Below are 15857 nucleotides of genomic sequence, written 5' to 3'. Positions count from 1 at the left end.
AACACCACCACACCCCCAAACATTCCTTTCAAGAGATTGCATGCTCCTTGTATATTCTCAGATCTAAAAAATATCCAAGCAATATTGACAAAGTTAAAGGTAAGAAACCAACAGAGCACTGTATAGAGTTTTGTTTGCATAAAGCCTAGATAGATTCTTGCAAAGCTATAGCGCTGTGTCGTAGAGCATGATGCATCATTACCTTGTTGTGTGTTAACACAAGAAGGTTCTTGGTGCATAGTAAGATTATCTGTCATAGCAGATGCATGTGGATTTAAAGAAATGCTAGAGGTGGTATGGAGTTTGGCGTGTGTAGTAGCTTGTGGCATATGTGTCTCAATATCACAAGCTTTCATATCTTTATCATTAAAAACCTTAGTATTATTAAGAGATTGCGTATTCTTAGATTCTAATCCTTCATACCACCATGTATAGATTCTATGTATGCACATCGCAAAGGCATGGAGTATGCCCCATACCACAAACCCCCATCCTGCACCATGCCATATACCACTAAGAAAGGCTACAATAAATAGATTACGCAAAGTAAGAAGCTTACCAAACCTATTACCTCCCAAAGGAATATATACATATTCTTTTAAGAATCTTCCTAGAGTAATATGCCATCGTCTCCAAAAGTCTGTGATATTTAACGCTTTATATGGAGAATTAAAGTTAATAGGCAACATAATGCCAAAGAGTAAGCCTAATCCTATTGCCATATCACAATACCCACTAAAATCAAAATATAACTGAAAGGTATAGCTAAGGCTTGTTGCCCAAGATTCAAAGAGATTAAGAACTGCTCCTTTTTCTACTGCACCATATCCTGCATTTGCCCATTTCGCAAAACTATCAGCAATACATACTTTTTTGAATAACCCAATAGAAAAGATAAATAAGCCCTTTGCCACACTTTCATATAACGCAAATGTTTTAGGAGATGTGTCTTTAGAGAGCTTGGCAAATTGTGGCATCATTTCCTTATGATGCACAATAGGTCCTGCGATGAGTTGTGGGAAAAATGTAATAAATAAACAATAATCTATAAAATCTATTGTGTTGTGTGTGGGATTACTAGATTGTCTAAGAGTGTGATTATCGTGCTTTATCTTTGTATAGCAATCTACCAAAAATGCAATTTGTTGAAAGGTTACAAATGAGAGCGCAAGTGGTAAGAGTATATGTGGTAAAGGAATGTTAAAGTCTAAATGCAAGAGTTGGGTAAAGAGTGCAAAGTTTTCTAAGAAAAAGTCTGTGTATTTAAAAAATCCAAGTAAAGCAAGATTAAAAACAATGCCCAAATACAGAGGAAATTTGGGATTATAAAGATTTAATGTATACTTGCCCCCCCCCCCTAATAGCCTTTAGCAAAAAAGTCTTTGTAGTATGTGTATTACATGCTAATATCCAAGTGGCAAAACAATAATTAAGTGCAATAGAGCTTAAGAGTATAGGAAGATATGAGAGTTTCCAATACGCATAAAAAAAGAGTGAGCTAAGGACTAAAAAGATTTTAGCAAGAGCATAAGAATGTGAAAAAGAAAGGGCTTTAATAGTATGAAAGCCAAACCACACAATAGGTAAAAATACAAAGATAAAGATATAAGAGGAAAAGAGCATTATATTCCTTTGGGTAAGAATCTAACAAAAGGTTTCTAACAAGGCTCTGTCTTAAGGTTTTTGTTTAGGTTTGTTATTGCAATGTTAGGGGGTGATTGTAGCATAAAAATCTAAATTGTCTTTGTCAATCTGATTTTATAAAGATTTTATGTGGATTTTTGTAACAACTTCAGCATTTTTTTGTGAAAGTGTCGCTACAATTTCAAAAAATTTGTGATATGGGGAGATCAATGTCTCATCGTATAGCCCTGATTCTTATGGCTGCTGGAGATTCTACACGCTTTTGCGCAAGTGCAAATATTTCGCTTAAAAAACAATGGCTTAGAGTAGGTGATATGCCATTGTGGCAAAAAGTCGCACAAGATTTGAGTGAAACATATCCTTTTTGTCAAATTTTTATCACCGCTTCAGAATCGGATTTTTTGTATATGCAAACTATTAGCCCATTTTGTGTCATCAAAGGTGGCAATACGCGCGCACAGAGTCTAAGAAATGCCCTTAAATTTGTTGAGGCGGATTTTGTGCTTGTGAGTGATGTAGCGCGTTGGGATATTGATAAGGCAGTATGTGAGCGACTTTTTGCCTGTTTGGATAATCCTGATTTTGCTTGTGCCGTGCCTTTTGTGAGTGTGCCAGATACGACTTTTTATCAAGGTGCGTATCTTGCGCGTGAGGATATTAAGCTTGTTCAAACCCCACAACTTAGCCATACACAAACCCTTAAACAAGCCTTAGATTCTAAAGACTTTAGCGATGAGAGTTCAGCAATGCACGCTCTTGGTAAGCGTATAGATTTTGTGCAAGGCAGTGCAAAGCTTTCCAAGCTCACATTAGGTGAGGATTTGCATAATTCCAACCTCTTGCCACCTAGCAAAGAAAGTTTTTGTGCAAGTGGGTTTGATGTTCATGCCTTTGAAGAAGGTAAGCCTATGGTATTAGGTGGCATTGAGATTGCCTCCCCAATAGGATTCAAAGCCCATAGTGATGGCGATGTGGTTTTGCACGCGCTTAGTGATGCGATATTGGGTGGAATGTGTGCAGGAGATATAGGGCAGTGGTTTCCAGATACAAGCAAAGAGTTTAAGGGAGCAGATTCTAAAAAGCTTCTTACATATATTTATACATATGCTAGAAGTGTGGGGTTTGAGGTGCGATATGTGGATATTACCATAATGGCACAAATCCCAAAGATTGCGCCCTACAAACAGCGCATTCAAGAAAGTATCGCGGCACTTTTAGGGCTTCCAAAAGCACGGGTAAGTATCAAGGCTACAACTACAGAATCTCTAGGTTTTATCGGACGAAAAGAAGGTGTAGCAGTGAGTGCTACTGCTACGCTTGGATATATACAATGGGATAGCATTTTGCGCTAAATTACATTAAGGAGAGAGAGTGAGAGTATTGATTATTGAGAATGAGACATATTTGGCACAAGGCATTGTTAATAAATTGAGTGATTTTCAATTAGAATGCACGATTGCTGCCAATCTTAAAGAGATAGAGCATAAAGATTATGATGTAGTGATTGCTTCACTTGGAAGTATAGATGGTAATTATCAAGAGCTTACAAAGCGTTATGAGGAAGCGATTATTATTTTAATGATTTCTTATATCAATGATGACACGGTAACTAAGCCATTGCAAAGCGGAGTTACAGATTATATCGTGAAGCCTTTTGTGATTGATGAGCTTGTGCGTAAAATTAGACATTATAAGTCTTATAGAGATCTCAAAAAAGAAATAGAGTTTTATTGTAATTATTTTAACTTCATCGAAAAAGAACTCTCTACACCTAATCCTATAGCATATAATCCGCCATTTATTATCAAAGCCAACTCTCAACGCAGCGCAGATATTTATGCTATGCGTTATGCGCGTCGCAAGGGGATACGATTTACATTTTTGACACTCAAAGAAGAAAAATGGCGACAAATCTTTGAATCTCAACCAAGCAAAAATCAAGTGTTTTACATTACCAATCTTGAGGAATTGAAAAAAAGTGAGTTAAAAGAATTTTTGGAGATGATTTTAAAATATAGCTGCATTGTTTCTACCATTTCTAATGAAAAAGTGCCATTTCCACAAGTGGTAGATATTTCTAATTGTTCTGGGGCGTTGGAGCTTGGAGGTGATATTTTATCTGTCAAGGAATATGAGCGTATCATCATCACAAAATTTGAAAGTCGCTATCCTGATATAGAGCTTGCCAAAAAGCTTGGTATGAGTCGCAAGAGTTTGTGGGAAAAACGCAAAAAATATGGACTTTTGCGTCATAATAAAACAACAAAAGAATCCTAAGTATGTGGCAAACAGCATTTTTGAGTGTGTTATATAGTGGGAAAATCCCTTTTGCACCGGGGACTTGGGGAAGTTTGGTAAGTGTGTTTTTGGGATTGCCTTTGTTGTATTTTTCGCAAGAAACCTTATTTTTACTTGCTGTTTTGCTTGGGGGCATTGCCATAAAGCAGATTACTATTTATGAGCAAAATGGTGGTATGCACGATGACAAAAGCATTGTGATTGATGAGCTCGTGGGTGTGTGGATTGCGATGAGTTTTATTAATCTGCACACGCTTAGTATGTATGAAGGGATTGTAGCAGTTGCGCTAAGTTTTGTATTTTTTAGAATCTTTGATATTTGGAAGCCCTCTTTTATTGGAAAAATCGATCGTGAGGTAAAAGGCGGACTTGGCGTGGTGGGTGATGATGCGTTAGCTGGGTTTGTAGCTGGGATTTGTGTATTGCTTGTAATGACGCTTTGGAGTATTATGCAATAGATGTCTTAATCAAGCGATATGCTAGAGTATAAAGAATGATAAAGCATATAGATATTGCAATGAGGATTGGTGTATCTCGATAGCACAGGATACTAATAAGCATAAATGGCATAACACATAGCGTTATGATAAGCGAGGTTTTGGCGTTTGCAGATGTGCTATGGCGTCTTTGAAGATATGTGAATATCAATGTATGTAGGTGTAGTGAATCTGGTTGCATAGCATGTGCTTTTTGTCTCTTTCGCCGAAAGATTGAAAAGAGTACTTCCCATACTGGATATATCATAAGACTTAATCCAAACCAAGCGCTTACGCCATTTGACTCGTTTTGTGTCAGTGCGATGAGTAAGAATCCTGCTAAAAATCCTAGAAAATACGCGCCACCATCTCCTAAAAAAATTTTTCCACGCGGAAAATTTAACACAAAAAATCCCAAAATAGCTGGTATGATTAAGATAGTAAGGTGAAAAATATCCCAATCTTGCACTCTATATGCCACAATCGCAATAGCACCAAAAATCAAAATGCACACGCCACTTGCCAAACCATTAAAGCCATCGATGATGTTGGTAGCATTTGTAACGCCCACAAGTGCAAAAATACTAAAAAGCATACCAGCGACATATGGCAATACAAATCCGAGTGATAAATCACTGATGTAAGTGTGCATTGTATAACACGCCAAAAATGCTCCAAAACATTGCAAAAGTAAGCGAAGTTTTGGACTTAATGCGGAGCTAAAATCCTCTGCCAAGCCACTTAAAAAAATAATCAAACTTCCAAATAAAAGTCCCATAATAGGTTTATCAAAACCAAAAAATATAGCGCAAGCACATAAAAAGGCTATAAAAATCCCAAGCCCACCAGCGCGAGAAGTATTATCAGTATGGAATCTTTGGGGTTTATCTGATGTTGCAGAATCTACAAAAAAATGCAAACGAGCAGAAACTATAACAATACCAAGACATACACACAGGCTTAGCAAAAACCCTATAAGTGCGCTAGTGATGAGAGTAATATCAATTGCCAAAGGTTGCTCCAAATAAATAATAAAAAGTTGGCATTATAGCACTAAATACGCGTTTTAAACATAAGCTTTGTGCAATTTATGTATGTATGGAAAAAAGATTGAAAAGTACTCTTTTCAATCTTTCGCAAAAAGGTAAAAAGAGGTTTATCGCCTATGCAACCAGATGGTGTGCATTTTCATATGCTAATTTATAAGCGTTTTGCTAAGAGCAATGCCAAAACTTCAGTATGGATTTTGGCATTATATATGCCTTTTGTGATTTTGAGTGTGATTTTTGCGCACCAAAGCTTTGTGCTTATAGCGCTTAGTTTTGTGTTTGTTGTGTTGTATCAAGTGTTTTATAGGCGTCTTGTGGCATTTAGATTCTAAATGAGGCGTTTTGGGAGGGTTTGTAAAAATTCTTCTATATTGAATTTTGCGCGGTGGTTTTGTGTAAAGATATGCACCATTACACTTCCTAAATCCGCGATAATCCAATCTTCACTCTCTTCATCAGTGGCATAAAATTCTACACCCTTAGCTTTGAGCGTGGTTTTTAGGTGATCAAGGAGGGCAAAAGAATGCTTACCCACCATAGCGGTAGCTATTACGACATAATCTACAAGGTATTCTTTATCACTTACATCGATACACACGACATTTTCTGCTTTTTTATCTTCTAAAATTTGTATAATTTCTTGGGCAAGGTTTTGCAAAAACGCTCCTTTGAGTAATTTGTGGGTATTATAGCAAATGTTTGCGTAAGAAGTCTTTGAGAGTAGGGACTAAAAACGATGGAATTTGCCCAAACACTTCATTAACACAATTCTTTTTAGTAAGTTGTTCTCTAATGTGGGTTGAAGAGATCGCAGAGCAAAAAGGGATAAAATGCGCCTCTAAATCCCTAAGACCTAAGCTTTGTGTGAGGGTATCAAAGCTTGTAAGATCGTGATTGCCTCTATCAAAAACAAGCAAAGAAAGCATACTTGATAGGATTGTGTAATCTTTCCATAGATGAAATTGTGCATAATTATCCCACCCAAGCACAAATCCAAGCCGCGTAGAATCTCCAAGTGTATTTTTCAAAAATCGCACAGATTCAATGCTATATGTAGGCTTTGATTGCATAACCTCAAAATCACATGTCATAATGTGTGCTTGTGGATAGCATGTAGCAAGATAAGCGCTTGTCATTTCACACATTATAAGGCGCTCTTTTGGGCTTAATAAAAATCCTTTTTTAAACGGCGAACAAAATGTGGGTAAAAGGATAAGTTGCTTTGCATGAAGTGTTTGTAGCACATAGTGCATAATATCAAGATGTCCGTTATGGAGCGGATCAAAGCTTCCTCCAAATATGACGCTATGTGGGGTTGTCATTTTGCCCACCATACATATGGATCAAATCCATAGAGTGGCTGTGTGCTAGGCATAGCAATTGTATCGCTCCAATACGCTATGCGATAGCCTTTTGCATGAAAGTGTGGAATCACATAAAATCCCCAAAGTAAGATTCTATCAAGTGCCTTGCCATAAGCGATTTTTTCTTTAGAATCTTTGGCTTTGATGAGCTGTTCTATGAGAAAATCTACATTGCTATCATCAATCCGTGCGTAATTTCGCCCCCCAGAATTATTTGCCGCTTCACTTCCCCAATAAAATCTCTGCTCATTTCCAGGATTTAAGCTCTGTCCTACAAGTTCAATCACCATATCATAATCAAAATTGCGCAAGCGATTGGTGTATTGCGTGTCATCGACTTTGGCAAGTGTGGCTTGTATGCCTAGTTTTTGGAGATTTTGGATAAAAGGGAGACAAATACGCTCAAATCCCTCATAATTTATCATAATCTCAAAACGCAATGGCATATCATCTGTATCCACAAGCACGCCATTTTTGAATCTAAAACCCGCTTGAGCTAGAAGTGAAGCGGCATATTTGAGATTCTCGCGTTTATCTTGCGCAAAAATTGCGGCATTATCGATATGCGTGATCCCTCGCCAATCTTTCCAGCCAGATTCTATACGCGGTGGGAGTTTGTGATCTGTGCGAGGAATGAGATATTTTTGGGTGAGGATTCTAGAATCTGTGAGAGGGAGCTTTTGGAGAATGTGCTTTTCTTCCCCCATAGGAATTCCACTAGAGGCAAAGATTGAATTATCAAAAATATTAATGGTGCGCTCATATTGTCCAAAAAAGAGGTTTTGGTTGCTCCACTCAAAATCAAAGGCATAAAAAATCGCCTCACGCACAAGTGGATTAGCAAATACCTGTCTTTTGGTATTGAAAAAAAATCCTTGTAAAGTGCTTGGGAGATTGTTTGGTATCACTATTTTTTGAAGCGTTTGTTTAGGGGTATTGTAGTCTTTTGCCCAAACTTTTGCACTAGATTCTATACGCCAATCATACGCCCCAGCCATAAAGGCTTGTTGGGCTACGACAGGATCTTTGTAATATTCTATTTCAATGCTTTCAAAGTTGAAAAAACCCTTTCTTGTAGGGTGATTTTTAGCCCAATACTTTGGGTTGGCTTTTAAAATAATTTTGCGTCCTAAATCATAAGAATCTACGACATAAGGACCACTTCCTATCGGTGTATCTAAGGGGTTTTGCCCAAAGGTGTTGCCTTGTTGTGTTACAAAGATATGTTTTGGCAAGATAGGGAGTTGCGAGAGAATAAGAGGAAGTTCGGTATTTTTGTTGGTTTTAAAATAAAATCGCACTTTGTGAGAATCTAAGACTTCCACACGCTCCACATCAGCGTAGTAACGGCGATATTCGATTTTGCCAAGCGTCATTAATGTCTCAAAGCTAAATTTCACATCTTCCGCGCTTATGCGGATTCCATCGCTAAAGGTTGCCTTTGGATTGATATGACATTCTAAAAAAAATCCCTTTGGATCAAGGATAAATTCTTGTGCAATAAGTCCATATTCTGTCGCGCTCTCATCAAGGCTTCCCACGCCAAGTGTTTCATACACAAGGGCAAGGATACTTTGAGCAGCATTGCCTTTTTGGACAAAAGGATTTAGTGAATCAAAAGTGCCAAGTTCAAAGCTTTTGAGTGTGCCACCTTTTGGCGCGTTGGGATTGGCGTAGTCAAAATGGCTAAACTCTCTAGGATACTTTGGTGTCCCAAAAAGCGCTATCGCATGTGCGCCAAAGGCTTCTGCAAAGCATAGGCAAAAAATAAGTAAAACGCGTAAGGGTTTTGTCATGTATTATCCTAAAGAGCTAAGAGTATGCTTTGGATTGTATCTTTTCCTTGCTTAAAGACACAAGCAAGAGCGGTGTAGTATAATGGCGCGAAATTTTAAAGGCTAGAGATGTTATTATATATTCATATACCATTTTGTGCGAGTAAATGCGGATATTGCGCGTTTAATTCTGTAGTAGATTCTAAAGATATATATCCTATGTATATACAAGCACTTTGCGAGGATATTCACATATCACTAGAGTGCTATCTAGCGCATGGAAAATTGCAGAGTGTTTTTATCGGTGGAGGGACACCAAATATTTTACCAGCACATTATTATGATGATATTTTTGCGAGTTTTTGGGCATATACAAGCAAGGATTGTGAAATCAGTATAGAATCTAATGTCAATCTCATTACCACTGATTGGTGTAAAACTCTCTATAATCTTGGTGCAAATCGCATAAGCGTAGGTGTGCAAAGCTTTAATCCCAAGAAGCTTGCATTTTTGGAGCGCGATCATAGTATCAAGGACATTGCAGGCGCGTTTGAATCTATTCAAAAGTCAGGGTTTAGCAATATTAATTGCGATATGATATATGACACACCTTTAGATTCTCACTCTAGTCTTAAACAGGAATTTGAAAACCTCAAAAATCTACCATTGACACATATTTCGGCGTATTCTTTGAGTATTGATACAGATTCACGCTTTGAGGGTAGGGAGCATGTGCTACCAAAAGAAAGTTTGAGCTATGAGGTGCGCGAGATTTTGGATCATCTTGGGTTTAGCCAATATGAAGTATCAAATTATGCAAAAAATGGCGCGTATTGTCGTCATAATATAGGATATTGGGAGCTAAAAGAATACATAGGATGTGGTGCTGGGGCGTTTGGGCGAGTGGGTAATACACGAACTATGGCACACAAAAACATAAAACATTATATTGCTAGTCCGCATTATCGCATAGAAGAAAGACTAAGTGATGCAGATTTAAATTTGGAGGCTATTATGCTTGGGCTTAGGTGTAAGAGTGGCGTGGCATATGAGCTCTTAAAATCTCATCGCAATCTTGCTTTGCTTTTAGATTCTCACAAAATCCACAAAGTTTCTCGCACAAATATGCAGGGTAAGGAATGTGAATATATTATCGCAGATGATATGCTTTTGGCTGATGAATTGGCGATGTGGTTAAGTTAGGCGTTGTTGTTTTGGGTAGTGTATAATGCACCTTAAAGCATGTCAAAATATTACGATTAATTCTTTTAAGGATATGGGCTTATGCAAAACACACAAGAAAAACAGAAACGATATCGACCAAATGTCGCAGCAGTAATACTTTCATCAAAATATCCAAATGAATGTGAGTTTTTTATCGCCCAACGCAATGACATAAAAGGTGCGTGGCAGTTTCCACAAGGTGGGATTGATGAGGGTGAGAATCCAAGAGAGGCGCTTTTTAGAGAGCTTGGCGAAGAGATAGGCACAAGTGAAGTAGAAATCATCGCAGAATGTCCGCAATGGATAAAGTATGATTTTCCAGAGACTATTAGCAAAAAAATGTATCCATTTGATGGGCAGATTCAGAAATATTTCTTGGTGCGGCTAAAATCAAGTGCTAAAATCAATCTTATGACGCACACTCCCGAATTTGATGCGTATAAATTTGTTACCTATAAGGAAATTTTTGAGTATGTTACGCATTTTAAGAAACGTGTTTATAAAAATATTTTAGGATATTTTAAGGACGAAGGATTTCTTTAAGAGTGATTATGAAGTATTTTCTATATTAGGCAGATTCTGAATGAAAATAGTATATAAAATTGTGTTTTGTGTGTGTTGCGTGAGTGCATTTGTATCCGCTCAAACACCACAAAAATCCACGCAGACCACATCACTTTCTCTTAGTATGGCAGATTCTGTGCATACGATGAGTGTTGATGAATTTTTGGAGCGTATAGAGCAAAATTCTGTTATGCTTGCCAAATCTCAAGCATACGCAAAATCATTAATTTATGAGGGCAAGGCGGCACGCGCATGGAATAGTCCATATGCTGATGTAAGTTCTATGCAAGTGCGTTCTCCAAGTGGTGGCAATGAGCTAGAAACAGAAGCATATTTTATGCTCGCACCGCGCCTACCTTGGGTGAGTAGTATATTGCGCCAAATGTATGAAACACGCTACATACGAGCGCAAAAAAATTATGAGCTTACCAAACGACTTAGTGTGATTAGCATTAAGAGATTGTATTTGGATTATCTTGCGCAAAAAGAGCAATTTAGAGTTTATGAGGATAGGTTGTCTAATGCCAAAGAGCAATTAGATATAGCAAAAGTTCGCTTTGATGCAGGAAGAATCTCACGATCGCAGTATCTGTTTTTTCGCAGTGATTTCTTGAGTGTGCAGGTGATGTATGAAAACTCTAAAAAGAATCTAGCCAATACGCTTAATGCCATAAAAGTTGGTCTTGGGATTGTGGATAGCAGCATAGATATTGAAGTAAGCGGATTAGTTTTTAGTTACATTACACTTAGTGATACAGACATAGAATCTAAGCTTCAAGATTCACTTTATTTAGAGATTGTGGCGCTTGATATTGCAGATTATGCCAATAGCGCAAAGTTTGCCTCAAGAAGCCGCTTTGATTCTGTAGAAATTGGGGCAGGTGCTAATATTGCAGAATCTAACACAGGCGCAGCTTTTAAAGTAAAAATCCCTCTTCCATTGACTACCAAATATGGCAATCAAAAAGCAATGTATTTGGCACTCCAAAGTGGTTCTGTGCGAGAGAGTGAGATTTTAAAAAATACGTTGCAAAGCAACGCACACTCATATCTTAAACAACTTGAAATGAAAAAAAATGCTATTAGCGTAGCACAGGCAGATGAGGAAAACAAGAAAAATCTTACAGAAATTAGCAAGATTGGGTATGAGGCTGGAAAAACAAGCGTGTTTGAATATTTGCTGGTCAAAAATAATTACTTAGATTCTATGATAGCGACTATCGAAGCAAAGCGTGATTATAACAATACCTTGGCTATGTTAGAAGAGAGCTTAGCACAGGCGCTAATTTTAGAGAATCTTAATAATAAAGAGTAAGGAGAAGGTATGCGAAAAATTGCTCTCATATGTGGTTTGTGTGCTTGTCTATGGGGCTATGATGAGATCATAATAAATGAAAATGAAATGAAAGTCAATGGCATAAAACTCATAAATGTAGGCACTAAGGACTTTGACACGCGTGGCATACCTTTTAACGCTGTGATTGATTTTGATGATAAAACTTCTGTAGCACAGAGCTCAAGCTTTGAAACCGTGGTGGTTAATATCTACAAACGCGAAGGGGAGTATGTAGAAAAAGGCGATTTAATCTGTGATATTAGCTCCAATGAGCTTAGCACACTCTTTTTTGACTTTACCAACACACGAGAACGGCTAAAAATTGCATCAGAAAATGAAAAAAAAGACAAAATGCTTTATGAAAGTGGTGTGATTTCGCGCCGTGAATATCAATTAAGCTACCTTACAATGAATGAGCTAAAGCTTAAATACAACGAAACATTTGCAAAACTTGACTTATTAGGTGTTAGCCGATCCTTTATGGAAGGTGGGAAGCAGGGGCGCTATGGTTTTCCTATCGTAGCGAGAGCGTCTGGAGTGCTTTCGGTAGCTCCAAGACAAATAGGGCAAAAAATCAATGCCTTTACGCCATATGTGAGAATCTCCCTTAAAGATAATAGCTTTTTAGGGCGTATTCGCATACCTGCACATCTTGCACACACGGTTGAAAAGGGCGATGTACTTTTGGATCAGTCTGGAAAAAATATCGGTTATATTGATACAATCTCGGTAGCCATTGATAGAGATACAAACACAATTTTGGCGGTAGCAAAAATCACTGCCAAAGAATACAAAGTCGGCGAAATGGTTGAGGTATATATCGGTGGTAATTTACCCCAAAATAGTATGCTTATCCCATCATCATCGGTGCTAAAGATTGATAATGATTATGTTGTTTTTGTGAGAACTAAAAACGGCTTTTTGCCAACTAAAGTCAATGTAACAGAGGAGCGCGACAATAGTTTTGGGATTACTAAGGGTGTGCTTAAGCCAAATATGCAGATTGCCACAGGATCTATTATTATCCTGCAAGGTATGCTAAGCGGACTTGGATCAGGTGACGAAAATGCTAACTAGCATTATTGAATTTTCACTCCGACAGCGCTTAATGGTGATCATTTGCGCATGTGGGCTTTTGTTTTTTGGGGCATATAGTTTCTTGACCGTGCCAATTGATGCGTTTCCTGATATTTCTTCTACGCAAGTTAAGGTAATTTTGAAAGCACCGGGTATGGCACCAGAAGAAGTGGAAAATAGGGTGGTGCGACCTTTGGAGTTAGAACTTTTGGGTTTGCCAAACCAAAAGAGTTTGCGTTCTCTCTCAAAATATGGTTTAGCAGATATTACCATTGATTTTAATGATGGGACGGATATTTATCTTGCGCGTAATATGGTGAATGAAAAGCTTACAATGACTATGGCAGATCTTCCAGCAGAGGTAAGCGGTGGTCTAGCTCCTATTGTTACGCCACTTAGCGATATGTTTATGTTTACTATCGAGGGTGATATAAGCGAGGTAGAAAAGCGCTCATTGCTTGATTTTACGATTCGCCCGATACTACGAAACACAAAAGGTGTGGCTGATGTGAATCGGCTTGGTGGGTATGCGAGGGCTATTGCGGTTGTGCCTGATTTTGATAATATGGCGCGGCTTGGTATTAGTATCTCTCAACTCCAAAGCGCCCTAAGTGCAAATCTCAAAAATGAAGGTGCTGGGCGTGTAGATAGAGATGGACAGACATTTTTAGTCAAGGTGCAAACCGCTTCACTCACGCGTGAAAAGATTGAGGAAATTCCTGTTATTACCAAAAATGGATTTGTAAAAATTGGAAACTTTTGTGAAGTGATAGAATCTCATATGACAAGGCTTGGGCTTGTAGTGATTGATGGTGTAGGGGAGACTACACAAGGGCTTGTGCTTTCACTCAAAGGTGCAAATGCACGTGATGCAATTGATGGGATCAAACAAAAAATGGAAGAGTTAAAGCCAAATCTTCCAGAGGGTGTGGAGTTACGCGTATTTTATGATCGCTCACAACTCACCCAAAAGGCAGTGAATAATGTTGTAAAAGTTCTTGCCGAAGCTGTGATACTTATTATTATCACACTCTTTTTATTTTTGGGCGATGTGCGCGCTGCTGTGGCAGTGAGCGTCATCTTGCCATTATCAATCTCTGTAGCTTTTGTGATGATGAAAGAATATGGATTGTCCGCTAATCTTATGAGTCTTGGTGGCTTAGCCATCGCCATAGGTATTTTGGTGGATTCTGCGGTGGTAATGGTAGAAAACACCTTTGAGCGCCTTAGCCAAAACAAAAATTCACCCAAACTACACACCGTATATCGCGCGTGTAAGGAAATTTCGGTTTCAGTTTTTAGTGGGATTTTGATTATTATCATTTTCTTTGTGCCACTTTTGACTTTGCAAGGGTTAGAGGGCAAATTCTTTGTGCCACTTGCCCAAACAATCGTATTTGCCCTTGTGGGTAGCCTTATATTGTCTATGACCGTTATTCCTGTGGTGAGTTCTTATGTATTAAAGGTAAAAGATCACAAAGAAACCATACTTATTGTGTTTTTGCACAAATTATATGATCCATTGCTCAATTTCTCTCTTAATCACTTTAAGATAGTCTTTTTGGGTGCTATTGCATTTTTGGTATTTTCTCTCTCGATTTTTCCTTACATAGGGACGGCTTTTATGCCTACACTAAATGAGGGTGATATAGTGGTAAATGTTGAGGGTCCTCCATCTATTTCTTTGGAGCAAAATAAAGAAATTATGCTTTCTCTCCAAGAGCAGCTTTTGGCACGTGTGCCAGATATCAAAAGTGTGGTAACGCGTATAGGAGCCGATGAAGTGGGGTTAGATCCATCAGGTCCAAACCAAAGCGATGCCTTTATCTCTCTCAAACCTCAAGAAGAATGGCAGGCTAAAAATCTTGATGAGATTCGCGATCAGATTCGAGAAGTAACTAATGACATAAAAGGAATGAATCTCGCGATTTTGCAGCCTATTGATATGAGAATCTCCGAAATGCTTACAGGGGTGCGTGGAGATTTGGCGATAAAAATCTTTGGGACAGAGATTGATAAACTTAATGAATTAAGTGAGCAAATTATGGATATTTTGAAGGGCATTGATGGCGCACAAGAGACTTTTACCACCTTTAATAAAGGTGTAAATTATCTCCATATCACACCATATTCTCCGATAATGGCAAATGTGGGGATTCCTAGTGATGAGTTTGCAAAGTTTATGAAAAGCTCACTAGAGGGTATTATGGTGGAGTATATTCCACAAGGTGCGGCGCGGATTCCTGTAATTATCCGACAAAATAACGAGCTTAGCACAGATATTACAAAACTAAAAAGTTTAGAGATGAGTTCGCAAAATGGCTCACCAATTCCTATTAGTTCGATTGCAGAGATTGTTGAAGTTGATGGTCCTGTGCAAGTCCAAAGAGAAGGTGCGCAACGCTACAATGTTGTTCGCACCAATGTGCGCGATAGAGACTTGGGAGGATTTGTGCAAGAAGCTCAAGAAAAAATTAGCGCACAAGTTCAGCTCCCAGATGGATATAGCATTGTCTATGGTGGGCAGTTTGAAAACCAACAACGCGCACTCAAGAGACTTTCAACCGTGATTCCGCTTAGTATCTTGGCAATTTTCTTTATTTTGTTCTTTACTTTTAAATCTATCCCGCTTGCGCTCCTTATTTTGCTTAATATTCCATTTGCTGTTACAGGAGGGCTTATCTCACTCTTTATATCTGGAGAGTATATTTCTGTGCCTGCATCTGTTGGATTTATCGCGCTTTTTGGTATCGCTGTGCTTAATGGCGTGGTAATGGTGGGTTATTTCTTGCAGCTTCTTAAGCAAGGAAGGACACTAGATGAATGCGTCGTGATAGGTGCTAGAAGACGCTTAAGACCTGTGCTTATGACTGCGTGTATCGCTGGGCTTGGACTTGTGCCGATGTTGCTTTCAAGTGGTGTGGGCAGTGAAGTCCAAAAACCACTCGCTGTCGTGGTGCTTGGAGGGTTGGTAACTTCATCATTCTTAACCCTTGTGATGTTGCCACCATTATTTAGATTTGTCGTGCGTAAGTTTGGCGTGTAGTTTG

14 protein-coding genes are annotated in these 15857 nt (G+C 38.4%); 9 read left to right on the top strand and 5 right to left on the bottom strand.

What is annotated here, in order from left to right; genetic code table 11:
- The coding region (locus tag B9T66_RS09195) for an MBOAT family O-acyltransferase (RefSeq protein WP_308201229.1) at nucleotides 1–1304 on the bottom strand (1304 nt) is incomplete at its 3' end.
- Nucleotides 1305–1853: 549 nt separating this feature from the next.
- Between B9T66_RS09195 and B9T66_RS06785 the strand changes: the two genes are divergently transcribed.
- Genes B9T66_RS06785 through B9T66_RS06775 form a run of 3 tightly spaced genes read left to right on the top strand, consistent with a single transcriptional unit; the run spans nucleotide 1854 to nucleotide 4400 of the window.
- On the top strand, nucleotides 1854–2996 hold the full coding sequence (locus B9T66_RS06785) for a bifunctional 2-C-methyl-D-erythritol 4-phosphate cytidylyltransferase/2-C-methyl-D-erythritol 2,4-cyclodiphosphate synthase (RefSeq protein WP_095628224.1): 1143 nt from the start codon (nucleotides 1854–1856) through the stop codon (nucleotides 2994–2996).
- Between the two features lie 19 nt (nucleotides 2997–3015).
- Nucleotides 3016–3921, top strand: coding sequence for a response regulator (locus B9T66_RS06780; RefSeq protein WP_095628223.1), 906 nt, complete (start codon nucleotides 3016–3018; stop codon nucleotides 3919–3921).
- Between the two features lie 2 nt (nucleotides 3922–3923).
- Nucleotides 3924–4400 carry a phosphatidylglycerophosphatase A family protein gene (locus tag B9T66_RS06775; RefSeq protein ID WP_095628222.1) on the top strand — a complete coding sequence of 159 codons (477 nt, stop codon included), beginning with the start codon at nucleotides 3924–3926 and terminating at the stop codon, nucleotides 4398–4400.
- Here B9T66_RS06775 and B9T66_RS06770 read toward each other — a convergent pair.
- Nucleotides 4390–5430, bottom strand: coding sequence for a glycosyltransferase family 4 protein (locus B9T66_RS06770; protein ID WP_257874643.1), 1041 nt, complete (start codon nucleotides 5428–5430; stop codon nucleotides 4390–4392). The genes B9T66_RS06775 and B9T66_RS06770 overlap by 11 nt on opposite strands.
- Nucleotides 5431–5583: 153 nt before the next feature.
- On the opposite strand from B9T66_RS06770, the gene B9T66_RS08880 reads away from it, so the two are divergent.
- Complete coding sequence (locus B9T66_RS08880) at nucleotides 5584–5799, top strand: hypothetical protein (protein WP_180763364.1); 216 nt, start codon at nucleotides 5584–5586, stop codon at nucleotides 5797–5799.
- Here the strand turns inward: B9T66_RS08880 and rsfS are convergent.
- Genes rsfS through B9T66_RS06750 form a run of 3 tightly spaced genes read right to left on the bottom strand, consistent with a single transcriptional unit; the run spans nucleotide 5796 to nucleotide 8627 of the window.
- Nucleotides 5796–6125, bottom strand: a complete 330-nt coding sequence (rsfS, locus tag B9T66_RS06760; protein WP_095628221.1) for a ribosome silencing factor — start codon at nucleotides 6123–6125, stop codon at nucleotides 5796–5798. The two genes, B9T66_RS08880 and rsfS, sit on opposite strands and share 4 nt — an antisense overlap.
- Nucleotides 6126–6153: 28 nt before the next feature.
- On the bottom strand, nucleotides 6154–6789 hold the full coding sequence (locus B9T66_RS06755; protein WP_180763363.1) for a nicotinate-nicotinamide nucleotide adenylyltransferase: 636 nt from the start codon (nucleotides 6787–6789) through the stop codon (nucleotides 6154–6156).
- A complete protein-coding gene (locus tag B9T66_RS06750) occupies nucleotides 6786–8627 on the bottom strand; it encodes an extracellular solute-binding protein (protein WP_095628219.1) in 1842 nt (613 codons plus the stop codon). The genes B9T66_RS06755 and B9T66_RS06750 overlap by 4 nt, the downstream gene beginning before the upstream one ends.
- Nucleotides 8628–8735: 108 nt before the next feature.
- Here B9T66_RS06750 and hemW point away from each other — a divergent pair, with 108 nt between their 5' ends.
- From hemW to B9T66_RS06725, 5 genes are all read left to right on the top strand, one after another.
- Complete coding sequence (gene hemW, locus B9T66_RS06745) at nucleotides 8736–9809, top strand: radical SAM family heme chaperone HemW (protein WP_095628218.1); 1074 nt, start codon at nucleotides 8736–8738, stop codon at nucleotides 9807–9809.
- Between the two features lie 81 nt (nucleotides 9810–9890).
- Nucleotides 9891–10373: an RNA pyrophosphohydrolase gene (locus B9T66_RS06740; protein ID WP_095628217.1), complete on the top strand. Its 483-nt coding sequence runs from the start codon at nucleotides 9891–9893 to the stop codon at nucleotides 10371–10373.
- Between the two features lie 40 nt (nucleotides 10374–10413).
- Nucleotides 10414–11709 (top strand): TolC family protein, encoded by a 1296-nt coding sequence (locus B9T66_RS06735; protein ID WP_095628216.1) that lies wholly within the window; start codon nucleotides 10414–10416, stop codon nucleotides 11707–11709.
- 9 nt (nucleotides 11710–11718) lie between these two features.
- On the top strand, nucleotides 11719–12807 hold the full coding sequence (locus B9T66_RS06730) for an efflux RND transporter periplasmic adaptor subunit (protein WP_095628215.1): 1089 nt from the start codon (nucleotides 11719–11721) through the stop codon (nucleotides 12805–12807).
- On the top strand, nucleotides 12797–15853 hold the full coding sequence (locus B9T66_RS06725) for an efflux RND transporter permease subunit (protein WP_095628214.1): 3057 nt from the start codon (nucleotides 12797–12799) through the stop codon (nucleotides 15851–15853). Before B9T66_RS06730 ends, B9T66_RS06725 begins: the two co-directional genes overlap by 11 nt.
- The last annotated feature ends 4 nt before the right edge of the window (nucleotides 15854–15857 follow it).

The sequence above is a fragment of the Helicobacter sp. TUL genome, from assembly GCF_002287135.1.
Classification (GTDB): domain Bacteria; phylum Campylobacterota; class Campylobacteria; order Campylobacterales; family Helicobacteraceae; genus Helicobacter_F.
The sequence above is the reverse complement of the archived record's forward strand: the minus strand, read 5'-3'. Positions and strand labels throughout refer to the sequence as shown.

Coding starts and splice junctions, on each gene's coding strand:
- B9T66_RS06750 (WP_095628219.1), bottom strand. CDS start 8,627: ATGACAAAACCCTTACGCGTTTTACTTATTTTTTGCCTATGCTTTGCA.
- B9T66_RS06740 (WP_095628217.1), top strand. CDS start 9,891: ATGCAAAACACACAAGAAAAACAGAAACGATATCGACCAAATGTCGCA.
- B9T66_RS06730 (WP_095628215.1), top strand. CDS start 11,719: ATGCGAAAAATTGCTCTCATATGTGGTTTGTGTGCTTGTCTATGGGGC.
- B9T66_RS06735 (WP_095628216.1), top strand. CDS start 10,414: ATGAAAATAGTATATAAAATTGTGTTTTGTGTGTGTTGCGTGAGTGCA.
- B9T66_RS06725 (WP_095628214.1), top strand. CDS start 12,797: ATGCTAACTAGCATTATTGAATTTTCACTCCGACAGCGCTTAATGGTG.
- hemW (WP_095628218.1), top strand. CDS start 8,736: ATGTTATTATATATTCATATACCATTTTGTGCGAGTAAATGCGGATAT.
- B9T66_RS06785 (WP_095628224.1), top strand. CDS start 1,854: ATGTCTCATCGTATAGCCCTGATTCTTATGGCTGCTGGAGATTCTACA.
- B9T66_RS06775 (WP_095628222.1), top strand. CDS start 3,924: ATGTGGCAAACAGCATTTTTGAGTGTGTTATATAGTGGGAAAATCCCT.
- B9T66_RS06755 (WP_180763363.1), bottom strand. CDS start 6,789: ATGACAACCCCACATAGCGTCATATTTGGAGGAAGCTTTGATCCGCTC.
- B9T66_RS08880 (WP_180763364.1), top strand. CDS start 5,584: ATGCAACCAGATGGTGTGCATTTTCATATGCTAATTTATAAGCGTTTT.